Genomic DNA, 17,320 nt, shown 5'->3' with positions numbered 1-17,320 from the left:
CTCGCTCTTCGAGCGGGGCGCTTTTTCGTGCGCGGAACACATGATTGTTTCCCACCGACACCGCTTCATCTTCGCCGCCGTGCCCAAGACCGGCACCCACGCGGTGCGACAGGCCTTACGTGAACAGATGGGCGACGAGGACCTCGAGCAGGTGGGCCTGTTCGTCAACAAGCGCTTTCCCTGGGCTGACCTGGCGGCGGTCCAGCACGGCCATCTGTCGCTGCGCCAGGTGCGGCCATACCTCGGCGACGAGGCGTTCGCCGCCTATTTCAAGTTCGCTTTCGTCCGTAATCCTTTTGATCGGTTTGTCTCCTACTGCGCCTTCATGCTGCGCGGCGGCGACCTTTTTCAGCGTCAGCCCCTCGAGGCGATGCGCCACTTCCTGTTCGTGGACCCGCCCGAGGGCCATATCCTGTTCCAGCCACAGGCGGCCCTGCTGGTCGATGACGACGGCGAGACCTTGCTGGCCGATCAGGTCGGGCGGGTCGAGGACATGCAGGGCTCCTACGACGCCCTCTGCGCGCGGATCGGCATCGCCTCGCGACCGCTCGACCGGGTCAACGGAACCCGGCACGAAGACTATCGCGCCTATTATGATCAGACGCTGATCGACGGCGTCGCCGCCCGCTACGCCCAGGATCTGGCGCTGTTCGGCTACGACTTCGAGGGCGTGAGATGAACTCGCCGCCGTTCGTGCTGACGCCCAATCCCCGCAAGACCCAGGCGGTTCGCCGGCTGGGCGTGATCGACATCACCGATCTGCGCGCCGCCGTTCTGGCGATCCCCGAGGCGGTCTGGGCCGCCGAGAACGCCGCCAAGCCCAACAAGTTCGAGGTGCTGGATACGACCCGGCACATCGTCTTTCGCTTCGTCGACAGCCCCCGCGACTGGCGCGCCGCGCATGATCGTCCGGCCTGGGCTCCTTGGCGGCGCCTGCTGGAGCCGGTGCTGGCGCAAGCCGTCCGCGACTACGGCTATGCGCGGGGCGTCTTTCCCCGGGTGATGCTGGCCAGGATGCCGGCGGGCGGGGTGATCCATCCGCACATCGACGCCAATCCCGCCGCCAAATGGCCGCACAAGATCCACGTGCCGCTGACGACCAATCTCGGCGTGGTGTCGTTCTTCGGCGGGGCCGAGCATCGTTTTCCGGTCGGCGAGGCGGTCGAGGTCGACAATCTGGGACCTCACTGGGTGCGCAACGACGGCGAGACCGACCGCATCCATCTGATCTTCGAATACTACGACCCCGACCAACCGGACCCGGATTGGCTGGCGCTGTTGCTGAACGCGAGCGCTGCGTCGTGATCGCAGCGCAGGACCTGGACGCGCGCGAGGTGCTGTTGCGCGAGGCCCGCGCGCTGCGCGAGCAGCGGCGGTTCCCCGAGGCCCTGGCGATGCTGGAGCGCCTGCGGGCTCAGCACCCGCGCTTCAGTCGCCTCTACCAGGAGCAGGGACACGCGCTGATCGCGCTGGGTGATAGCGCGGCGGCCATCGCCGCTCTCCGCGAGGCGGTCGCGCTGAACCGGGCGCTGCCGGCCTGCTGGGACATGCTGGAGCAACTGCACCGCCTGCGGGGCGATCTGGAAGACGCCGGCATCGCGGCCCAGCGTCTGGCCACGTTGCAGCAGCTTCCGCCGCCGATTGTCGTGGCCCAAAGCCTGCTCGCCGATGGTGACCTCGAACCGGCGGAAGAGGTGCTGACGGATCATCTGCGCGCGGCCGGCGAGACCGTCGGAGCCTTGCGCTTGCTGGCGCGCATCCGCCTGGAGCGCGGCGCGCTGGCGCAGGCCGAAGCCCTTCTGGCGGCGATCGTTGATCAGGCGCCGGACTATGTCGAGGCGCGCTTCGACTACGCCATGGCCCTGCTGCAAGGGCAGAAGCATCAGGCGGCGCGGCAGCAAGCCGAGCGGCTCCTGGCGCTCGCGCCTGACGACCGCGCCTATCTGAAACTCTATGGCGCGGCCTGCCTGGGCCTGGGTGATTTCGAGCCGGTGATCGACCTCTACGCCCGTCTGCTGGCGGGGCCTTGCGAGTCGGCGGACGAGATCGCTGACCTGCGTCTGTGGCGGGCCAACGCGTTGAAGGCGATGGGATGCGGCGCCGAGGCCGTCGCCGACTATCGCGCCGCCCTGTCCGTCCGGCCCGACCACGGCGTCGCCTGGTTCAGCCTGGCCAATCTGAAGACCCATCGCTTCGCGGAAGAAGACTTGGCTCGGATGAAAGCCGCCGAGGCGCGGCCGGGTCTCAACGACATGGATCGCGTCTATCTGCGCTTCGCCCTGGGAAAAGCGCTGGAGGATCAGGGCCAGTACGCGGCCTCGTGGGGCTTCTACGCGCGCGGCAACGCGCTGCGGCGCGGTTCCTGTCGTTATCGCCACGATATCGCCGTACGCTGCGCCGACCGCCTGAAGCGGACGCTGACCGCCGACGTCTTCGCCGCTCGTGCGGGTTGGGGCGCCCCCGATCCGGCGCCGATCTTCGTACTGGGCCTGCCGCGTTCAGGTTCGACGCTGATCGAGCAGATCCTGGCGTCCCATTCCCAGGTGGAAGGCACGCACGAGCTGACCGAGATCGGTCGCTATGCGGGCGAACTCTGCGGCCTTGATCCCGACTGCGGCCTGCCGATCGATCCGGCGACGCTTCTGCGGCTGACCGCCAACCAGGCGCGTGCGCTGGGCGAGCGGTTCCTGGGCGAGACGCGCGCCTATCGCCGGCTGGGGCGGCCGTTCTTCATCGACAAGATGCCCAACAATTTCTGGCACATCGGGCTGATCCACCTGATCCTGCCCAACGCGACGATCCTCGATGTACGGCGCGAGCCGATGGCCTGCTGTTTCAGCAACTTCAAGCAGCTGTTTGGGATAGCCAACCAAGAGTTCACCTACAGCCTGGACGACATCGCCGGCTACTACCGGATCTATCTCGACCTCATGCGCCACTGGGACGCCGTCCTGCCCGGCCGCGTACTTCGCGTTCAGTACGAGGACGTGGTCGAGGACCTGGAAGCTGCGACGGGCCGCATGCTCGCCCATGGCGGACTGGTGTTCGAGCCGTCGTGCCTGAGCTTCCACCAGACCCGTCGCGGCATCCGTACGCCCAGTTCCGAGCAGGTGCGCCAGCCGATCGGACGAGAAGGGCTGACGCAATGGAAGCGGTATGAACCCTGGCTTGCTCCGCTGCGCGCGGCCCTGGGTGATGCGCTGATGGAGGCGGGTTGATCCATGCGGCTTTCACGACCCTTTTTCCAACTGCCCCTGCTGTTCGATGTCGCGCGGCTGCAGGCCGAGGTGGCCGCCCTGCCGCCGCAGGCCTGGGTGCCGCATCCGGATCAGGTGCCTGGCAACAGCGCCGCCCGGTTGATCAGCGTCGACGGCGCGGAAACCGACGCCGTCCACGGCCGCATGGCGCCGACGCCGTGGCTGGAGGCCATGCCCTATCTCAAGCAGGTCCTGGCGGGCTTCGGGGTCGTCTGGAGTCGATCAAGGCTGATGCGCCTGGCGGCGGGCGCGGGCGTGCCGGAACACGCCGACATCAACTATCACTGGCACACGCGCGTGCGGCTGCACATCCCGGTCCTGACCTGGCCGGAGGTCCGCTTCCACTGCGACGGCGAGGCCGTGCACATGGGCGCCGGCGAGGCGTGGGTCTTTGACAACTGGCGCCGCCACCATGTTGAGAACAACGCCAGCGGCGAGCGCATCCACCTGGTCGCCGACACCACGGGCACGGCCGCCTTCTGGCGGTTCGTTCAAGCCGCGCCGCCGCCGCGCGGCCAATGGCGCAAGGTCGGCTGGGATCCGACCGCGGACGATCCGCTGCTGACCGAGGTCAATCCGCGATCGCCCATCATGCCTGCGGCCGAGGTCCAGTGGTTGCTGGATGATCTTCGCGGCGAGCTGATCTTCGCTGGCGACGCTTCAGAGGGACGCGCCCGTATCGGGCGGTTCAGCCAGCTTCTCGAAAGCTTTGCGCTCGATTGGCGACAGCTGTGCGCCTTCCACGGTGTGGACGGCGCGGCGGCCCCGGAGTTTCAACGTCTCGCGAAGGCGCTACGCGACGCGGCGTCGCCATTGTCGGAGGGGCTGGTCATGCGCACCAATGGCGTCGGCGCCATGCTGGTGCTGGAGAAGCGCGTGCTGCAGCATCTGGTCGCCGAAGACGCGGCGCGCCAACGGGAAGGTCTGTCTTGAAGCAAGGTTTCGACGTCGCCGTCGTCGGCGCGGGTATTGTGGGGCTGGCCCACGCCCTGGCCGCCGCGCGGCTGGGCAAGCGAGTCGTCGTTGTGGATCGCGACGCCCAGGCCAACGGCGCATCGGTGCGCAACTTCGGCTTCGTGACGGTCACCGGTCAGGAACGGGGCGGGGTCTGGAACCATGCGCGGCGCTCGGCGGACGTCTGGCGCGAGGTGGCCCCTGCGGCCGGCGTCGAGGTGCTTCAGCGCGGCCTGACGATGATCGCGCGACGCCCGGAGGCCAAGGCGGTGCTCGAAGCCTTCCTGGAAACCGAGATGGCCGAGGGGTGCGCTTGGCGCGACGCCGAGGCGTTGGGAGACCGACTACCAAGGCGGGGAAAGGTGCTCGGCGGTCTGACCAGTAGTGTCGACCTGCGGGTGGAGTCACGCACCGCCATCCCACGCCTGGCGGCCTGGCTTGAGGCGGCTCACGGCGTCACCTTCCAGCGCGGTGTTGCTGTGCGCGGCGTCGAGAGCGGGCGACTGGAGACCTCTGCGGGGCCCATTCAGGCTGAGGCCATCGTCGTGTGCCCGGGTGACGACCTCGTGACCCTGTTTCCCGACGCCTTCGCCCGCGCGGGCGTCACGCGCTGCAAGCTGCAGATGCTGCGGCTGGCCGATCCGGGTTGGCGGCTGCCCGCGCCGGTCATGTCCGACCTCGGCCTCGTTCGCTATCTCGGCTATGCCGACCTGCCGGAAGCCAAGGCCCTGCGGGCGCGCCTCGAGGCCGAGCAGGCCGCGCACCTGGAGCATGGCGTCCATTTGATCGTCGCCCAGAGCGCTGACGGCTCGCTGGTGGTGGGCGACAGCCACCACTATGCGCCAACGCCCGATCCGTTCGGCCGCGAGGATGTCGACGCCCTGATCCTGGACGAGTTCGCGCAGGTGTTCGGCCAGACGCCGCCGGCGGTGCTGGAACGCTGGACCGGGACCTACGCCTCAGCCGCCGGGCACAGCCTGGTCGAGACGCCCATGCCGAACGTGCGGCTTGTCGTGGTGACTGGCGGGACCGGCGCCTCGACCGCCTTTGGTCTGGCTGAGACGGTCGTCGCCGAGTTGTTTGACCTTCCCGAAGGAGCCTTCGCGTGACCCAAAGCCCGATCCAGGCCGTCGTCTTCGACTGGGCCGGCACGATGGTGGACTTCGGCTGCCGGGCGCCCGTCCTGGCCTTGCTGGAGGTGTTCGCCGAGGCCGGCGTCGAGATCACCGAGTCAGAGGCCCGCTTGGACATGGGCCGCGCCAAGCGCGATCACATCCGCGCTCTTCTGGCGGCGCCGCGCGTGGCCGAGGCCTGGCGCGCGCGCCACGGCGAAGTCAGCGACGAGGCCGACGTCGATCGTCTGCACGACGCGGTCGAACCCAAGATGCGCGCGGCCGCGCGGGACTGCGCCGTCTTAATCCCGGGGGCGGCGACTCTGGTCGCCGATCTGCGCGCGCGCGGCGTTCGGATCGGTTCGACGACCGGCTACACGCGCCCGATGATGGCCGACATCCTGCCGCTGGCGGCCGACCAGGGCCATGCGCCGGACGTCGTGGTCTGCGCCGGCGAGACGCGCGAGGGGCGTCCCTCGCCGCTGATGATGTGGAAGGCGCTTGTGGACCTGGGGGCGTGGCCAGCCAGGGCGTGCGTCAAGGTCGACGATGCGGTCGTGGGGATCAGCGAAGGTCTCGAAGCCGGCGCCTGGACCATCGGTCTCTCGGCGTCCGGAAACGGCGTGGGCTTGAGCCTGGAAGCGCTGAACAGTCTGCCGGCCGAGGACCGGGCGGCCCGTGTCGCGGCGTCCGCCAAGGCCCTGTGGGACGCTGGCGCGCACTACGTGGTCGAGACGATCGCCGAGCTGGGCCCGGCGCTGGCCGAGATCGAAGCGCGGATCGCGCGGGGCGAGCGGCCAGCCTAGAGCTTGCCGTCCTCGTCGATCAGCCCGCGCATCAGGTCGCGGTAGCTCTCGAAACTCGCGACCTCCGCATCGAGATCCTTGCCGGCCTCGTCGTAGCCACGAAGCCTTTGCGCCGCCACCGCGTACGGATCGGCCAGGAAGACCTTGATCTCGTCGGGCCGCATCGGGCCGCCCTGCAGGGCCAGGCTCTGTTGGGAGGCGTCGCTGAGGCGGCTGGCGTAGGCGGGGTCCACGGCGACGCGATAGCGCTTGGCCGCCACGTGCAGGCGGATCGGCTCGGTCACATCAGGACCAAAGGCGCGGGCCAGATAGCCGGCTCCGATCTGCTCGTGCCGGGTGTCGATGCCCCGGTCGGCGGCGTCCTCGCCGATCTTCTGCATCAGGTGGCCGATGTCATGCAGCAGGGCGGCGGCGACCAGGGCGGGCGAAGCATTGTCCAGCTTGGCGTGCAGCGCCGTCTGCAGGGCGTGATCCATCTGGGTGATGTCTTCGCCGTAGTGCAGGCCGCCCAGACGGGCGAACAGCTCGGTGATCTCAGTCAGGAAAGCGTCGGCCGAAGCGCTGGAGGTCATGCGATATCCGTCAAACCAGGGCCGCCAAACGTAAGCGTCCAAAGCGTCGCTCCGCTAGCATGGTTCGCCTCAGCAAACAATTTTGGTATAGACCAGATCGGGCGCCTGGATGACGAATCTTTCGTGACACCGCATTGAGCGCCCGTCGATGACCCATAGGGTTCCTTGACCCGGGGGCGCCCCCCTCACATCCTTGTACTTGGCGGGATTCGACCGCCGACCAGGTCGTTTGATGCAACAGCCCGACAGTCTCCAGTATATCGGCGTGCGCGACGATATCGCCGCGCGCATCACGGCTGGAGCGTTCAAGCCGGGCGAGCGCCTGCCCTCTGAACGCCAGCTGCAGATCGGCGGCGGCGTCGCCCGGGGCACCGTGCGCGAGGCCCTGTTCCAGCTTGAGGCTGAAGGGATCATCTACCGCAAGGATCGCAGCGGCTGGTACGTGTCGCCGCCGCCCGTCGTCTATGACCCGACCCGCTGGGAGGGGTTCATGTCTTATGTCGAGGCGCAGGGACGGCGGCCCGAGACCGAAACGCTCAGCAAGGTCGAGATCGCCTGCGATGGCGTGCTGTCCCAGATCTTCTCGCGCCCGGTCGGGGCGCCGATGTACTGGATTCACCGGCGTCGCTCGATCGACGGGCGGGCGGTGCTGATCGAGAGCATCATCGTCGATGCGGCCCGCGCGCCGGGCCTGATCGAGCACGACCTGAACGGCTCGCTTACCAGCGTGCTGAAGGCGGTCTATGGCGTGGGCGTCGCGCGCAACAAGGTCGATATGCGCCCTTGCGCCCTGACACGCGGGGAGGCCGAGGCCCTGCGTGTGAAATCGGGTCTGCCGGGCCTGAGCCTGGTTCGCACCTGCTACGACGCTCAGGGCAACGTCGTGGAGTATGATCAGGAATACTGGCGTCATGACGCCCTGACGGTGAGCGTGGACACACGCGTTCGCTAGCGCCTTGGCGCGTCATCGGGCCGACATGTACGTGGTATAGACCAGAACGCTCCACAAGGGGCGTTCCCATGACATCTGGTCCTCGGCGCTGGCTCGAACACGCCCATCCGCTGGCTTTCGCCCTGTTCGCGGGCCTGGCGGGGTTCTGCGCCTATTTCTCGATGTACGCCTTTCGTAAGCCGTTCGCGGCGGCCACCTTCGGCGTGGTCGAGGGTTGGAGCTTTGCGATCGACTACAAGATCGCGCTCGTCCTGGCCCAGGTGATCGGCTACGCGCTGTCCAAGTTCATCGGCGTCAAGGTCATCTCGGAGATCGCGCCCACGCGTCGTGGCGCGGCTATTCTGGCGTTGATCGGCGCATCATGGATCGCGCTATTGGCCTTCGCGGTGGTTCCCGCGCCTTGGAACGTCCTGGCCCTGTTCCTGAACGGACTGCCGCTGGGCATGATCTGGGGCCTGGTGTTCGGCTACATGGAGGGGCGGCGGACGTCCGAGGTGCTGGGCGCGATCCTGTGCGCCAGCTTCATCCTGTCGTCCGGCGTGGTGAAGTCGGTCGGCAAGTGGCTTGTGAGCGACCTGGACGTCTCGGCGTTCTGGATGCCCGCCGCCACCGGCGCGGTCTTCATGCCGCTGCTGGCCATCTCGGTCTGGGCGCTGACCCAGCTGCCGCCGCCCAGCGCCGAGGACGAAGCCGCCCGCGTGCGCCGCCAGCCCATGAATCGCGCCCAGCGTCGTGCGTTCCTGGCCACCTACGCTCCCGGGATCGCCCTGCTGGTGCTGTCCTACATCCTGCTGACGGCGCTTCGGGACTTCCGCGACAACTTCGCCGCCGAGATCTGGGCGGCCCTGGGCTTTGGCCAGGCCTCGGACGTCTTCACCGCCAGCGAACTGCCTGTGGCGGTGATCGCGCTGGGCGTCCTAGGGGCAGTCATGCTGGTGCGCGACAATCTTCGCGCCCTCCTGGTGATGCATGGCGTCATCCTGGCGGGCTTCGTCGTGCTGGGCCTGTCGACCCTGGCCTTCCAGGCGAACATGCTTTCGCCGCTGGCCTGGATGATCCTGACGGGCGCGGGTCTCTACATGGCCTATACGCCGTTCAACGCCATGCTGTTCGACCGCATGGTCGCCTATAGCGGTCAAGTCGGCACGGCGGGCTTTCTGATCTATGTGGCGGACGCCTCCGGTTATCTGGGCAGCGTCGCCCTGCTGATCTGGCGCAACCTGGCCATGGTCGCCCTGGACTGGCTGAACTTCTTCGTCGCCAGCCTCTACGCCACGAGCCTGGTGGGCGCGGTGTGTACGATCCTGGCGGGGCTCTATTTCCTGCGCCGCCGCCAGCCGATGTCGGACGAGCGCGCGAGGGGCCGGCCCCGGCGGAGCGTGTTGTCACGCTGAGCTCGGCCGGTTGGGTTTTCAGGCTGCAAAAACGGCCGGGCGGCGACGCTGCGGAGCCCTGTGGCCCGGGATCAGAACCGAACCTGGGCGATCAGGGTCGCAAAGGTGACGGCCTTGCCGCCCTGGATCTCGAGGGCCTCGCCCGCCGTGTGATGAACCAGCTGGCCCTGGAGCTTGAGGTTGCGGTTCACCTGCCAGGTCCCGTCCAGCTGCGCTGCGGCGCCGAGGTCCTTGGAGGGCCCTCCACAGCGTGTGACGAGCGGCGTGAGGGGCTGGAGGTAGATGGCGTCGGCGCGCGTCCGGCATCGATGGGTGGCGTAGCTGGCTTCAAGACCTAGGGCCCGCGCGGGCGTCAGGCCTAGACTGGCGCGCAGGGCGATCAGATTGGCCCAGCTGGTCAGGCCGGCTTCGTTGAAATAGGCGCCCTTGGGAAACATCGGGTTGAAGGTTTCCAGCCGCTGGTCGGTCGGATCGCTGTCGCCGGACCCGATGTCGAGGCGCAGGCCCAAGCGCGGCTTCCAGGAACGCGCAAGGGTGTAGCCGCCGCCGGCCGACGCGGCAAAGGCCCGGATCGGCTGACCGGCGAAACGACCGCCCTGCGCGACGCCCTCGGCCTCGTAATCCACCGGACCTGCTGACCCGACCAGCCGCGCACCGAGACTGATGCGCCGCTCGTCGCCGGTGATCGACCCGAACCGCAAACGGTCGCGCTCCAGGCCCAGAACATAGGTGTCCAGGCTGGTCTGCGACGACAGCCGCGTTGCGGCGTACAAGCCGTAGAAGCGCTGGCTGCGACTGCGTTGGTCGTCAAAGACGCCGGGCGAGGGGGTAACAGGCTGCAGATGGAAAGCGTCCAGTTTCAGCTTGCCGATCGTTCGTGTGAGGCGCACGCCGTCGAAGCTTTGCCGGATGTTCGGCCCCTCTCGGACGGCGACGAAGCGCTGGGTCGGGTTCAGCAGCAGCTCCTGTCGGCCCAGTCGCAGTCGCCAGCCCGGGGCAGGCGTCAGGTCGACGAACAGCACCTGCGCGTCGAGGCCGTCGCGGTCAGTGGGGGCGGGAGCGGCCCGCTTGCCCATATCGCGGTGCAGTCCAAGCTCGCCATAGACCCGAAGGGCCGAGGCGACGTGCAGATCGCCGCTCACCAGCAGGCGTCCCAGGGCGAAGGTGTCGGCCGTCTCGCGGCCCAGCCCGAAGCGCGGCGCGCTAGTAGCGTCGATCCGCCATCGCGCTTCGCCGCCGAGGCTGAGATAGGCCTCGTCGCCCAGGGGGATGTAGCGCAGCCGGTCGAGACCCGTCCGCTCGGGGACGATCCGGAGGTGGGCATAGTCTTCGTCCGCACGCACGAGCTTGAAGGCGGGGGCGTCGTCGGCTCTTGCGGCGCTGGCGGCCGCGAAGGTCGTCAGGGCGACGGCCAGCGACGCGGTCTTCATCTCAACGACGGGCGGCGTACAGCGCCGCCAGCAGCGCCACGGCCGCCGCACCCGCGAGCAGGCTCCAGGGACCGGCGAACATCACGCCCATTGCGCCGCCGATCGCGCCCAAGGCGAACGCGGCGACGGGCGGCCAGGTCTTGCGGATCCGAGCCGTGAGCGACGGGTCCGGTCGACCGCGCGCGATCACCAGATCGACAAGGTCGATCGCCACCTGGGTCACATTGCCGGTCATCATGGTGGTCGGCGCCAGATCGGCGAACACCGCGCGGGCGCCGACGTTCTGGGCGGCCATCGCCGCCACGCCGACGAGGCCCGCCAGCATGACCAAGGGTTCGTCCGCGCTGGCCGCCGGCAGCGCGAGCGCCGTCAGGACTGTGAAGAGCAGGAGCAACACGGCCTGTAGCGCCAGGACCAGCGTCTCGCAGGGTTGACCCCGCTGCTTGCGCCAGCGGATCAGGGCGTAGGTGGCTGCGGCCGCGCCGACAAACACCGGGAGCGCCAGAAGCTTGGTCGCCAGACCGCCGGTGTCGCCGGCCAGGCCGACGCCCAGCATCACAAGGTTGCCGGTCGCGTGCGCGACAAACAGCCCGAACAGCAGGACAAAGCCGACCACGTCGACATAGCCGCCGACGAAAGCCATCACCACGGCGGTCAGGCTGGCCAAGGGGCTGCGGGGTTGGCTCATGGCGCACGTCCCTTCTCGGCCAGCGCGGCGGCGATCATCAGGCCGCCGATCAGGGCCAGGTGCTCAAGGAATGTGTTCTGCGCGTGGAAACGTGCGATCGGCTCGGCGATCGTCCAGAACGGATGGGCGATCAGGGTGGCCAGGCCTGTGAACACGCCCAGCGCCCCCGCCGCGAGCCACGCCTGACGTCCGGTGATGAGCAGCAACGAACCGACCAGTTGGACCCCGATCGTCGCGGTGACGACCAGCCCTGCCGGCTTGAGCCCGAGGCCGGCGGCCTCGGCCCGCGCGCCGGTGAGGTCCGCCAGTTTCGCCAGGCCGCTCCACCCGTAGGGCAGGGTCAGCAGCACGCGGGCGGCGAGGTTGAAGACGGGCGCGCGGAGCAGGGCGGCGATGGGGGCGGGGGTGGCCACCTCACACCGCCCAGCAGCCGCAGCCCATCACACCCCAGAACGAGCGCGCGTCGGCGGTGGGGGCGTCCGCGCCCAGGGCGGCGGCGTGGTTGTGGCCGTGGACGTTGCAGCTGCTCGCGCAACCGCAAGCGCTGGCCAGCGCCCGGGCATGCCCGCGCGAGCGGTCCTGATAGCCGCCGAAAGTCCGCACCGGCGACCAGTCAGGCATCGGCGGCGGCAGCACCGGCGCCAGCTTGCCAAAGTCGCCTTCGCCATGGACCACCTTGCCGCCCAGCAGGGTCAGCACCGACGACAGGTGGGGGATCTCGTCCTCGGGAACGGTCAGATAGTCGTCGCTGAGCACCGCGAGGTCCGCCAGCTGGCCGACAGCGATCTGGCCCTTCTTGCCCTCCTCGTTGGAGAACCAGGTGTTGGCGGTGGTCCACAGGCGCAGGGCTTCCTCGCGGTCGACGCGATTGGCCGGCGGATAGAGGCGCGTGCCGCCCACCGTCTTGCCGGTCACCAGCCAGTTCAGCGAGACCCACGGATTGTAGCTGGCCACCCGCGTGGCGTCGGTGCCCGCGCCGACCGGCACGCCGGCCTTCAGCATCTTGCCGATCGGCGGCGTGGCCTCGGCGGCCTTGGCCCCGTAGCGCTCCATGAAGTATTCGCCCTGGAAGGCCATCCGGTGCTGCACGGCGATGCCGCCGCCCAGCGCGGCGATCCGGTCGATATTCCGCTCACTGATCGTCTCGGCGTGGTCGAAGAACCAGTGCAGGCCGTCGAACGGCATGTCCCGGTTGACCTTCTCGTAGACGTCGAGGGCCCGGGTGATGGTCTCGTCATAGGTGGCGTGCAGCCGCCAGGGCCAGCGGTTCTCGACCAGGTGACGGATGACCGGCTCGAGGTCGGTCTCCATATTGGCCGGCATTTCGGGACGCTCGACGCGGAAGTCCTCGAAGTCGGCGGCGCTGTAGACCAGCATCTCGCCCGCGCCGTTGTGGCGATAGGTGTCGTCGCCCTGGCCCGGCTTCACCTGCTTGGACCAGCTCTGGAAGTCCGACAGCTCGGCCTTCGGCTTCTGGGTGAAGAGGTTGTAGCTGATGCGCAGGGTCAGCTGATCGTCCGCGTGCAGCTTCTCGATGATCGCGTAGTCGTCGGGATAGTTCTGGAAGCCGCCGCCGGCGTCGATCACGCCGGTGACGCCCAGGCGGTTCATCTCGCGCATGAAGTGGCGCGTGGAGTTCAGCTGGTATTCGGGCGGGAGCTTGGGACCCTTGGCCAGGGTGGCGTAGAGGATCGTGGCGTTGGGCTGGGCCAGCAGCAGGCCTGTGGGCTCGCCCGAGGCGTCGCGCTGGATCTCGCCGCCGGGCGGGTTGGGCGTGTCCTTGGTATAGCCGACGGCGCGCAGGGCGGCGCGGTTGAGCAGAGCGCGGTCGTACAGGTGCAGGATGAACACCGGCGTCTCGGGCGCGGCGGCGTTGATCTCGTCCAGGGTCGGCAGGCGCTTCTCGACGAACTGGTGCTCGGTGAAGCCGCCAACCACGCGCACCCACTGCGGCGGCGGGGTGTTGGCGGCCTGCTTCTTCAGCATGGCCATGGCGTCGGCCAGCGTCGGCACGCCGTCCCAGCGCAGCTCCATGTTGTAGTTTAGCCCGCCCCGAATGATGTGCATGTGGCTGTCGATCAGGCCGGGGATGACGCGGCGGCCCTTCAGGTCGATCACCGTGGGGTTTGGTCCGGCGGCGGGGCGGACCTCGCGCTCCTCGCCGACGGCGGCGAACCGGCCGTCGCGGATTAGGGCGGCGTCGGCGCGGGGGTTGCTGCGATCGAGCGTCGTGAACTTGCCATTGACGAGCAGCAGGTCGGCTTGAGCGGTCATGGGGCCGGGCCTCCGGGGATCAGCGAAGAGAGACGAGGGGAGAAGCGCGCCGCCCAGGGCCAGAGCCTGGCGGCGATTGAGCGGCGTCACGCCTGCCCCTCCGGTTCCTTGGGCACGGCCTGCGGGCCGAGCACCTGGCCGGCGCATTCGGGCGTCTTTAGGTAGGCGCTCACCGGCGCCTTGGTCAGAAGCCGTTTGGCGATCGGCACAGCCTGCTCGCCCAGCAACATGCCCAGAAGGCCCAGCAGCGCGATCGCCGGCGGCGCCGGCGAGCGCACGTTCATCAGGGCGTAGATAACGCCCACCAAGAGGCCGGCGCCGATCGACAGAAGATAGGGTTTCATGACGGCCTCCAGGGGAAGCGGGCGAGGCGCGAGGGCCTCGCCCGGTGTGGGTCAGTGGCCTTCCGAGGCGCCGAACATCGTCTTGGCGTAGGTGATGCCAAGGCCGTAGGCGCCGCCGAACTTCTTGGCCACGCCGGTGGTCAGCTCGTAGGTCTCGCCCCGGGCCCAGTCGCGCTGCATTTCCAGCAGGTACTGGAGCGAGGTGATCGGCTGGGCGCCGGCCTGGACCATGCGCGTCACGGCGCGTTCGTGCGCTTCGGTGGAGATGTCGCCGCACGCGTCGGTGATCACGAACACCTCGAAGCCCTGGTCCAGCGCCGACAGCGCCGGGCCGACGATGCAGACGCTGGTCCACAGGCCCGCCAGCACGATGCGCGACTTGCCGATGGCGTTGACCTCGTCGATCACCGCCTGGTCTTCCCAGGTGTTCATCGAGGTGCGGTCCAGAAGCGGCTTGCCCGGGAAGGGCGCGGTGACTTCAGAGAACATCGGACCCGAGAAGCTCTTCTCGGCGACCGTCGTTAGGATGGTCGAGGCGCCGAAGCCTGCGGCGGCGCTGGCGACGAGGGCGGCGTTGGTGCGCAGCAGGCTGGCGTCGATCGACTTGGTCGCGAAGGCCATCTGCGACTGGAAGTCGATCATGATCAGGGTGTGATCGGTGGGCGTCAGGAGGCGTGCGCCAGGAACGGCCTTGGCTTGGAGCGTCATGAGCGTTGTCCTTTTTGGGGTCAGCGGGCCGAGCGCCGGCCGCCGTGGTGGGTGTCTGATGGGGGGACTGTGCCGGTCGAACGATGGCGCATAAATGGAAATGAATGAAATTCATTGTTTCCATTTGTGGGGTGCTCTTCGGGGCTCGGACCCTCGGTTGGCGCAAGGATCTGAAGTTGGCCGAACACCACGCCTTCGGGCGTGCGCACAGTCACCCAGTGCAATGAACTCCAGGAGCCGCCGCCGCCGCAGTCGCAGGCGTGGCGACGCCGATTGACCTGCTTTCCGTCCCGCATGGCGGCGGCTCCCAAAGCCCTAGGCCTTGAAGAAGGCCAGGAGGTCGGCGTTGATGATCTCCGGGTGGGTGGTGGCCATGCCGTGGGGCAGACCCGGATAGGTCTTCAGCGTGCCCTTCTTGACCAGCTTGATGGCCAGGTGAGCGCTGTCAGCGATGGGGACGATCTGGTCGTCTTCGCCGTGCATGATCAGGACCGGGATATCCACCGCCTTGAGATCGTCGGTGAAGTCGGTCTCGGAGAAGGCCTTGATGCAGTCGTAGTGGGCCTTGGCGCCGCCCATCATCCCCTGGCGCCACCAGTTGTCGATCTGGCCCTGGCTGACCTTGGCGCCCGGACGGTTGAAGCCGAAGAACGGGCCTTCGGGGATGTCGCGGAAGAACTGGGCGCGGTTGGCCAGCAGGGCCGAGCGGAAGCCGTCGAAGACTTCCATGGGCAGGCCGCCGGGGTTGGCGGGCGTCTTCAGCATGATCGGCGGCACCGCGCCGACCAGCACGACCTTGGCCACGCGGCCGGGCTTGGCGCGGGCGGCGTAGTGGATCGCCTCGCCGCCGCCGGTCGAGTGGCCGACGTGGAAGGCGTTCTTCAGGTCCAGGTGATCGGCCAGGGCGATGACGTCGGCGGCGTAGGTGTCCATCTCGTTGCCGGTGTCGGTCTGGGTCGAGCGGCCGTGACCACGGCGGTCATGGGCGATGACGCGGTATCCCTTCGCCAGGAAGAACATCATCTGGGCGTCCCAGTCGTCCGACGACAGGGGCCAGCCATGGTGGAAGACGATCGGCTGGGCGGTCTTGGGACCCCAGTCCTTGTAGAAGATCTGGACGCCGTCCTTGGTGGTGACGAAACCGCTGCTCATTTTGTACGATCCTTTCGAGGCTTGCGTAGGGGCGGCCTGGGCCGAGGCGGGAAGCAGCGCCGGTGCGGCGCTGATCGCCGCCAGGCTCAGGCCCGTGGCGAGCACGCCGCGACGCGAGGCGTGGGCGCTGTCGAACGCTTTGTTGTTCATTGAGAAATCCCCTTTGCGGTCGGCTTTCTCAGCGACCGGAATAAGGAGATCGGCTTTTGCGCCGTTTCCGTCTTGGCGGTTCTTCCGCTCGATTGAACGGACCGCGCATCGACGTGGGCGTGGCGCGCAGGTCGGCCGGGTGTGATCCGAAGCGCCTAACGAGGCGGGCGGGGCGGGCTATCAAAAGGCGAGGAGCGCGACGTCGGCTTCATCGTTCCGGGCTTGAACGCGCGGCCGGCGGCGTGACGGCTTGATCAGCCGCAGTCGGCGATGGCGTTTTGGATCGCAGCAATCAGCACGTCCGGGTCGAGCGGCTTCTCGAGCACGGCGCGGACCCCGGCGGCCTCCGCTTCCTGGTGGGTGCTGGGCGTTGCGTGCGCCGTCATCAGGATCAGCGGCGGGTCCCCGGCGGCGCGAAGGCTCCGCGCCAGGTCCAGACCCGTCAGGTCGGGCATCTGTAGATCCGAGACGATGCAGCTGACCGCCTCTCGGCTCGCGGCGAGAAACTCGGTAGCCGATGCGAACACAGCGGTTTGGTAGTCGTAGGACCGGATCAAGCTGGCGATCGCGGCGCGGAACAGCGCATCGTCATCGATCACGGCAATGACGGCTGGTGACACGGCGGGATTCCCTTGACCCTCGACGCGCGCAGAGCGGCGGAGCGGTGAAGACGACGGCGGGCTAGTCGTGCGCACGCACGGTCGCCAGCGCTTCGGAAATCCTGACCAGATCGGCCACGGTGCGGACGCCCATCTTCTTGAGCATGCTGGCCCGATGCAGCTTCACGGTGATCTCGGACAGTCCAAGCTCGCCGGCGATCTGCTTGTTCAGGAGCCCGCGCGCCACGCCGTCGAAGACCTGTCGCTCGCGCGGCGTCAGCTGCTCCCAGCGCGTCAGAAGCGCCGCGCCGTGCGCCTGTTCCGCCAGATAGGCCTTGGCGTGATCCAGCGCGGCGTGAACGGCGTCGATCATGTCCTGTTCCCGGAACGGCTTGGGCAGGAAGTCGACGGCCCCGCTCTTCATCGCGCGGACCGACATGGGGATGTCGCCATGCCCGGTCATGAACACGACGGGGATTCTCCAGCCGCGCTCGGCCAGCTTGGTGCTGAACTCGAAGCCGCCCATCTGGGGCATCCGCACGTCCAGAACGATGCAACAGGGCGCAAGAGGCTCTGGCGCATCCAGCATCTCCTGGCCGTTGGCGTAGGCCAGGGTGGTCAGCCCTATGGAGCGGAAGAGGCTGTCCAGCGACTGACGGATCAACGGATCGTCGTCGATGATGATGACGTCGGCTTGTTGCGCCACGGGCGGTTTTGACACGGATTCGCCGCTCCTGATCGCACGCCCGCCTGACCTGGTCGCCGAGCGGGCGCCCGGCCACACCGGAGCTTCAAGCAGGTGGGTTCCATAAGCCATACGAGCATTGTCGGGCCGGAGCGACGGCTGAGGCAAGCCACACCATCGTATGGTCCGTGTCGCACCCGTCGATATGCGTCTGGGCGCAAGGCGATCCAAGACCTCGGAGAA

The 17,320-nt window shown here is 68.2% G+C and carries 18 protein-coding genes; 8 read left to right on the top strand and 10 right to left on the bottom strand.

Annotation, left to right across the window (positions count from 1 at the left end):
* Window positions 1–40 precede the first annotated feature (40 nt).
* From ACT53N_RS10435 to phnX, 6 genes are read left to right on the top strand one after another with little or no spacing between them, the layout of a single operon-like run.
* Window positions 41–679: a sulfotransferase family 2 domain-containing protein gene (locus ACT53N_RS10435; RefSeq protein WP_476063822.1), complete on the top strand. Its 639-nt coding sequence runs from the start codon at window positions 41–43 to the stop codon at window positions 677–679.
* On the top strand, window positions 676–1,305 hold the full coding sequence (locus ACT53N_RS10430; protein WP_476063821.1) for an aspartyl/asparaginyl beta-hydroxylase domain-containing protein: 630 nt from the start codon (window positions 676–678) through the stop codon (window positions 1,303–1,305). Before ACT53N_RS10435 ends, ACT53N_RS10430 begins: the two co-directional genes overlap by 4 nt.
* Window positions 1,302–3,218: a tetratricopeptide repeat-containing sulfotransferase family protein gene (locus ACT53N_RS10425; RefSeq protein ID WP_476063820.1), complete on the top strand. Its 1,917-nt coding sequence runs from the start codon at window positions 1,302–1,304 to the stop codon at window positions 3,216–3,218. Before ACT53N_RS10430 ends, ACT53N_RS10425 begins: the two co-directional genes overlap by 4 nt.
* A gap of 3 nt (window positions 3,219–3,221) precedes the next feature.
* Complete coding sequence (locus ACT53N_RS10420; RefSeq protein WP_476063819.1) at window positions 3,222–4,190, top strand: aspartyl/asparaginyl beta-hydroxylase domain-containing protein; 969 nt, start codon at window positions 3,222–3,224, stop codon at window positions 4,188–4,190.
* Window positions 4,187–5,320 carry a TIGR03364 family FAD-dependent oxidoreductase gene (locus ACT53N_RS10415; protein ID WP_476063818.1) on the top strand — a complete coding sequence of 378 codons (1,134 nt, stop codon included), beginning with the start codon at window positions 4,187–4,189 and terminating at the stop codon, window positions 5,318–5,320. Before ACT53N_RS10420 ends, ACT53N_RS10415 begins: the two co-directional genes overlap by 4 nt.
* On the top strand, window positions 5,317–6,129 hold the full coding sequence (gene phnX / locus ACT53N_RS10410) for a phosphonoacetaldehyde hydrolase (protein WP_476063817.1): 813 nt from the start codon (window positions 5,317–5,319) through the stop codon (window positions 6,127–6,129). The genes ACT53N_RS10415 and phnX overlap by 4 nt, the downstream gene beginning before the upstream one ends.
* On the opposite strand, the gene ACT53N_RS10405 is transcribed toward phnX, so the two are convergent.
* Window positions 6,126–6,701 (bottom strand): HD domain-containing protein, encoded by a 576-nt coding sequence (locus ACT53N_RS10405; RefSeq protein ID WP_476063816.1) that lies wholly within the window; start codon window positions 6,699–6,701, stop codon window positions 6,126–6,128. The two genes, phnX and ACT53N_RS10405, sit on opposite strands and share 4 nt — an antisense overlap.
* A gap of 232 nt (window positions 6,702–6,933) precedes the next feature.
* Between ACT53N_RS10405 and ACT53N_RS10400 the strand changes: the two genes are divergently transcribed.
* Both ACT53N_RS10400 and ACT53N_RS10395 read left to right on the top strand, forming a co-directional pair.
* Window positions 6,934–7,653: a UTRA domain-containing protein gene (locus tag ACT53N_RS10400; RefSeq protein WP_476063815.1), complete on the top strand. Its 720-nt coding sequence runs from the start codon at window positions 6,934–6,936 to the stop codon at window positions 7,651–7,653.
* Between the two features lie 68 nt (window positions 7,654–7,721).
* Window positions 7,722–9,047, top strand: coding sequence for a DUF5690 family protein (locus tag ACT53N_RS10395; protein ID WP_476063814.1), 1,326 nt, complete (start codon window positions 7,722–7,724; stop codon window positions 9,045–9,047).
* 71 nt (window positions 9,048–9,118) lie between these two features.
* On the opposite strand, the gene ACT53N_RS10390 is transcribed toward ACT53N_RS10395, so the two are convergent.
* The 9 genes from ACT53N_RS10390 to ACT53N_RS10350 all read right to left on the bottom strand — a co-directional run bounded on the left by ACT53N_RS10390 (window position 9,119) and on the right by ACT53N_RS10350 (window position 17,113).
* Complete coding sequence (locus tag ACT53N_RS10390) at window positions 9,119–10,477, bottom strand: alginate export family protein (protein WP_476063813.1); 1,359 nt, start codon at window positions 10,475–10,477, stop codon at window positions 9,119–9,121.
* Window position 10,478: 1 nt separating this feature from the next.
* Window positions 10,479–11,165 (bottom strand): YoaK family protein, encoded by a 687-nt coding sequence (locus ACT53N_RS10385; RefSeq protein ID WP_476063812.1) that lies wholly within the window; start codon window positions 11,163–11,165, stop codon window positions 10,479–10,481.
* A complete protein-coding gene (locus ACT53N_RS10380) occupies window positions 11,162–11,578 on the bottom strand; it encodes a DoxX family protein (protein ID WP_476063811.1) in 417 nt (138 codons plus the stop codon). The genes ACT53N_RS10385 and ACT53N_RS10380 overlap by 4 nt, the downstream gene beginning before the upstream one ends.
* Window position 11,579: 1 nt before the next feature.
* A complete protein-coding gene (locus ACT53N_RS10375) occupies window positions 11,580–13,439 on the bottom strand; it encodes an amidohydrolase (RefSeq protein ID WP_476063810.1) in 1,860 nt (619 codons plus the stop codon).
* Between the two features lie 86 nt (window positions 13,440–13,525).
* Window positions 13,526–13,783 (bottom strand): DUF1427 family protein, encoded by a 258-nt coding sequence (locus ACT53N_RS10370; protein WP_476063809.1) that lies wholly within the window; start codon window positions 13,781–13,783, stop codon window positions 13,526–13,528.
* A gap of 51 nt (window positions 13,784–13,834) precedes the next feature.
* A complete protein-coding gene (locus ACT53N_RS10365) occupies window positions 13,835–14,491 on the bottom strand; it encodes an isochorismatase family protein (RefSeq protein WP_476063808.1) in 657 nt (218 codons plus the stop codon).
* A 315-nt stretch (window positions 14,492–14,806) separates the two neighbouring features.
* A complete protein-coding gene (locus ACT53N_RS10360) occupies window positions 14,807–15,643 on the bottom strand; it encodes an alpha/beta fold hydrolase (RefSeq protein ID WP_476063881.1) in 837 nt (278 codons plus the stop codon).
* Window positions 15,644–16,047: 404 nt separating this feature from the next.
* Window positions 16,048–16,413, bottom strand: coding sequence for a response regulator transcription factor (locus tag ACT53N_RS10355; RefSeq protein ID WP_476063807.1), 366 nt, complete (start codon window positions 16,411–16,413; stop codon window positions 16,048–16,050).
* Between the two features lie 61 nt (window positions 16,414–16,474).
* Entirely contained in the window at window positions 16,475–17,113 is a 639-nt protein-coding gene (locus tag ACT53N_RS10350) for a response regulator transcription factor (protein WP_476063806.1), read from the bottom strand.
* Window positions 17,114–17,320: the final 207 nt, after the last annotated feature.

This window comes from Caulobacter sp. DMC95, assembly GCF_056313785.1.
This window is presented reverse-complemented; position numbering and strand designations above follow the sequence as displayed.

Bases quoted from the DNA above. Each gene is read 5' to 3' on its own strand.
- ACT53N_RS10435 (WP_476063822.1), top strand. From the start codon at position 41: ATGATTGTTTCCCACCGACACCGCTTCATCTTCGCCGCCGTGCCCAAG.
- ACT53N_RS10395 (WP_476063814.1), top strand. From the start codon at position 7,722: ATGACATCTGGTCCTCGGCGCTGGCTCGAACACGCCCATCCGCTGGCT.
- ACT53N_RS10365 (WP_476063808.1), bottom strand. From the start codon at position 14,491: ATGACGCTCCAAGCCAAGGCCGTTCCTGGCGCACGCCTCCTGACGCCC.
- ACT53N_RS10375 (WP_476063810.1), bottom strand. From the start codon at position 13,439: ATGACCGCTCAAGCCGACCTGCTGCTCGTCAATGGCAAGTTCACGACG.
- ACT53N_RS10360 (WP_476063881.1), bottom strand. From the start codon at position 15,643: ATGAGCAGCGGTTTCGTCACCACCAAGGACGGCGTCCAGATCTTCTAC.
- ACT53N_RS10400 (WP_476063815.1), top strand. From the start codon at position 6,934: ATGCAACAGCCCGACAGTCTCCAGTATATCGGCGTGCGCGACGATATC.
- ACT53N_RS10385 (WP_476063812.1), bottom strand. From the start codon at position 11,165: ATGAGCCAACCCCGCAGCCCCTTGGCCAGCCTGACCGCCGTGGTGATG.
- ACT53N_RS10405 (WP_476063816.1), bottom strand. From the start codon at position 6,701: ATGACCTCCAGCGCTTCGGCCGACGCTTTCCTGACTGAGATCACCGAG.
- ACT53N_RS10420 (WP_476063819.1), top strand. From the start codon at position 3,222: ATGCGGCTTTCACGACCCTTTTTCCAACTGCCCCTGCTGTTCGATGTC.
- ACT53N_RS10370 (WP_476063809.1), bottom strand. From the start codon at position 13,783: ATGAAACCCTATCTTCTGTCGATCGGCGCCGGCCTCTTGGTGGGCGTT.
- ACT53N_RS10390 (WP_476063813.1), bottom strand. From the start codon at position 10,477: ATGAAGACCGCGTCGCTGGCCGTCGCCCTGACGACCTTCGCGGCCGCC.
- ACT53N_RS10430 (WP_476063821.1), top strand. From the start codon at position 676: ATGAACTCGCCGCCGTTCGTGCTGACGCCCAATCCCCGCAAGACCCAG.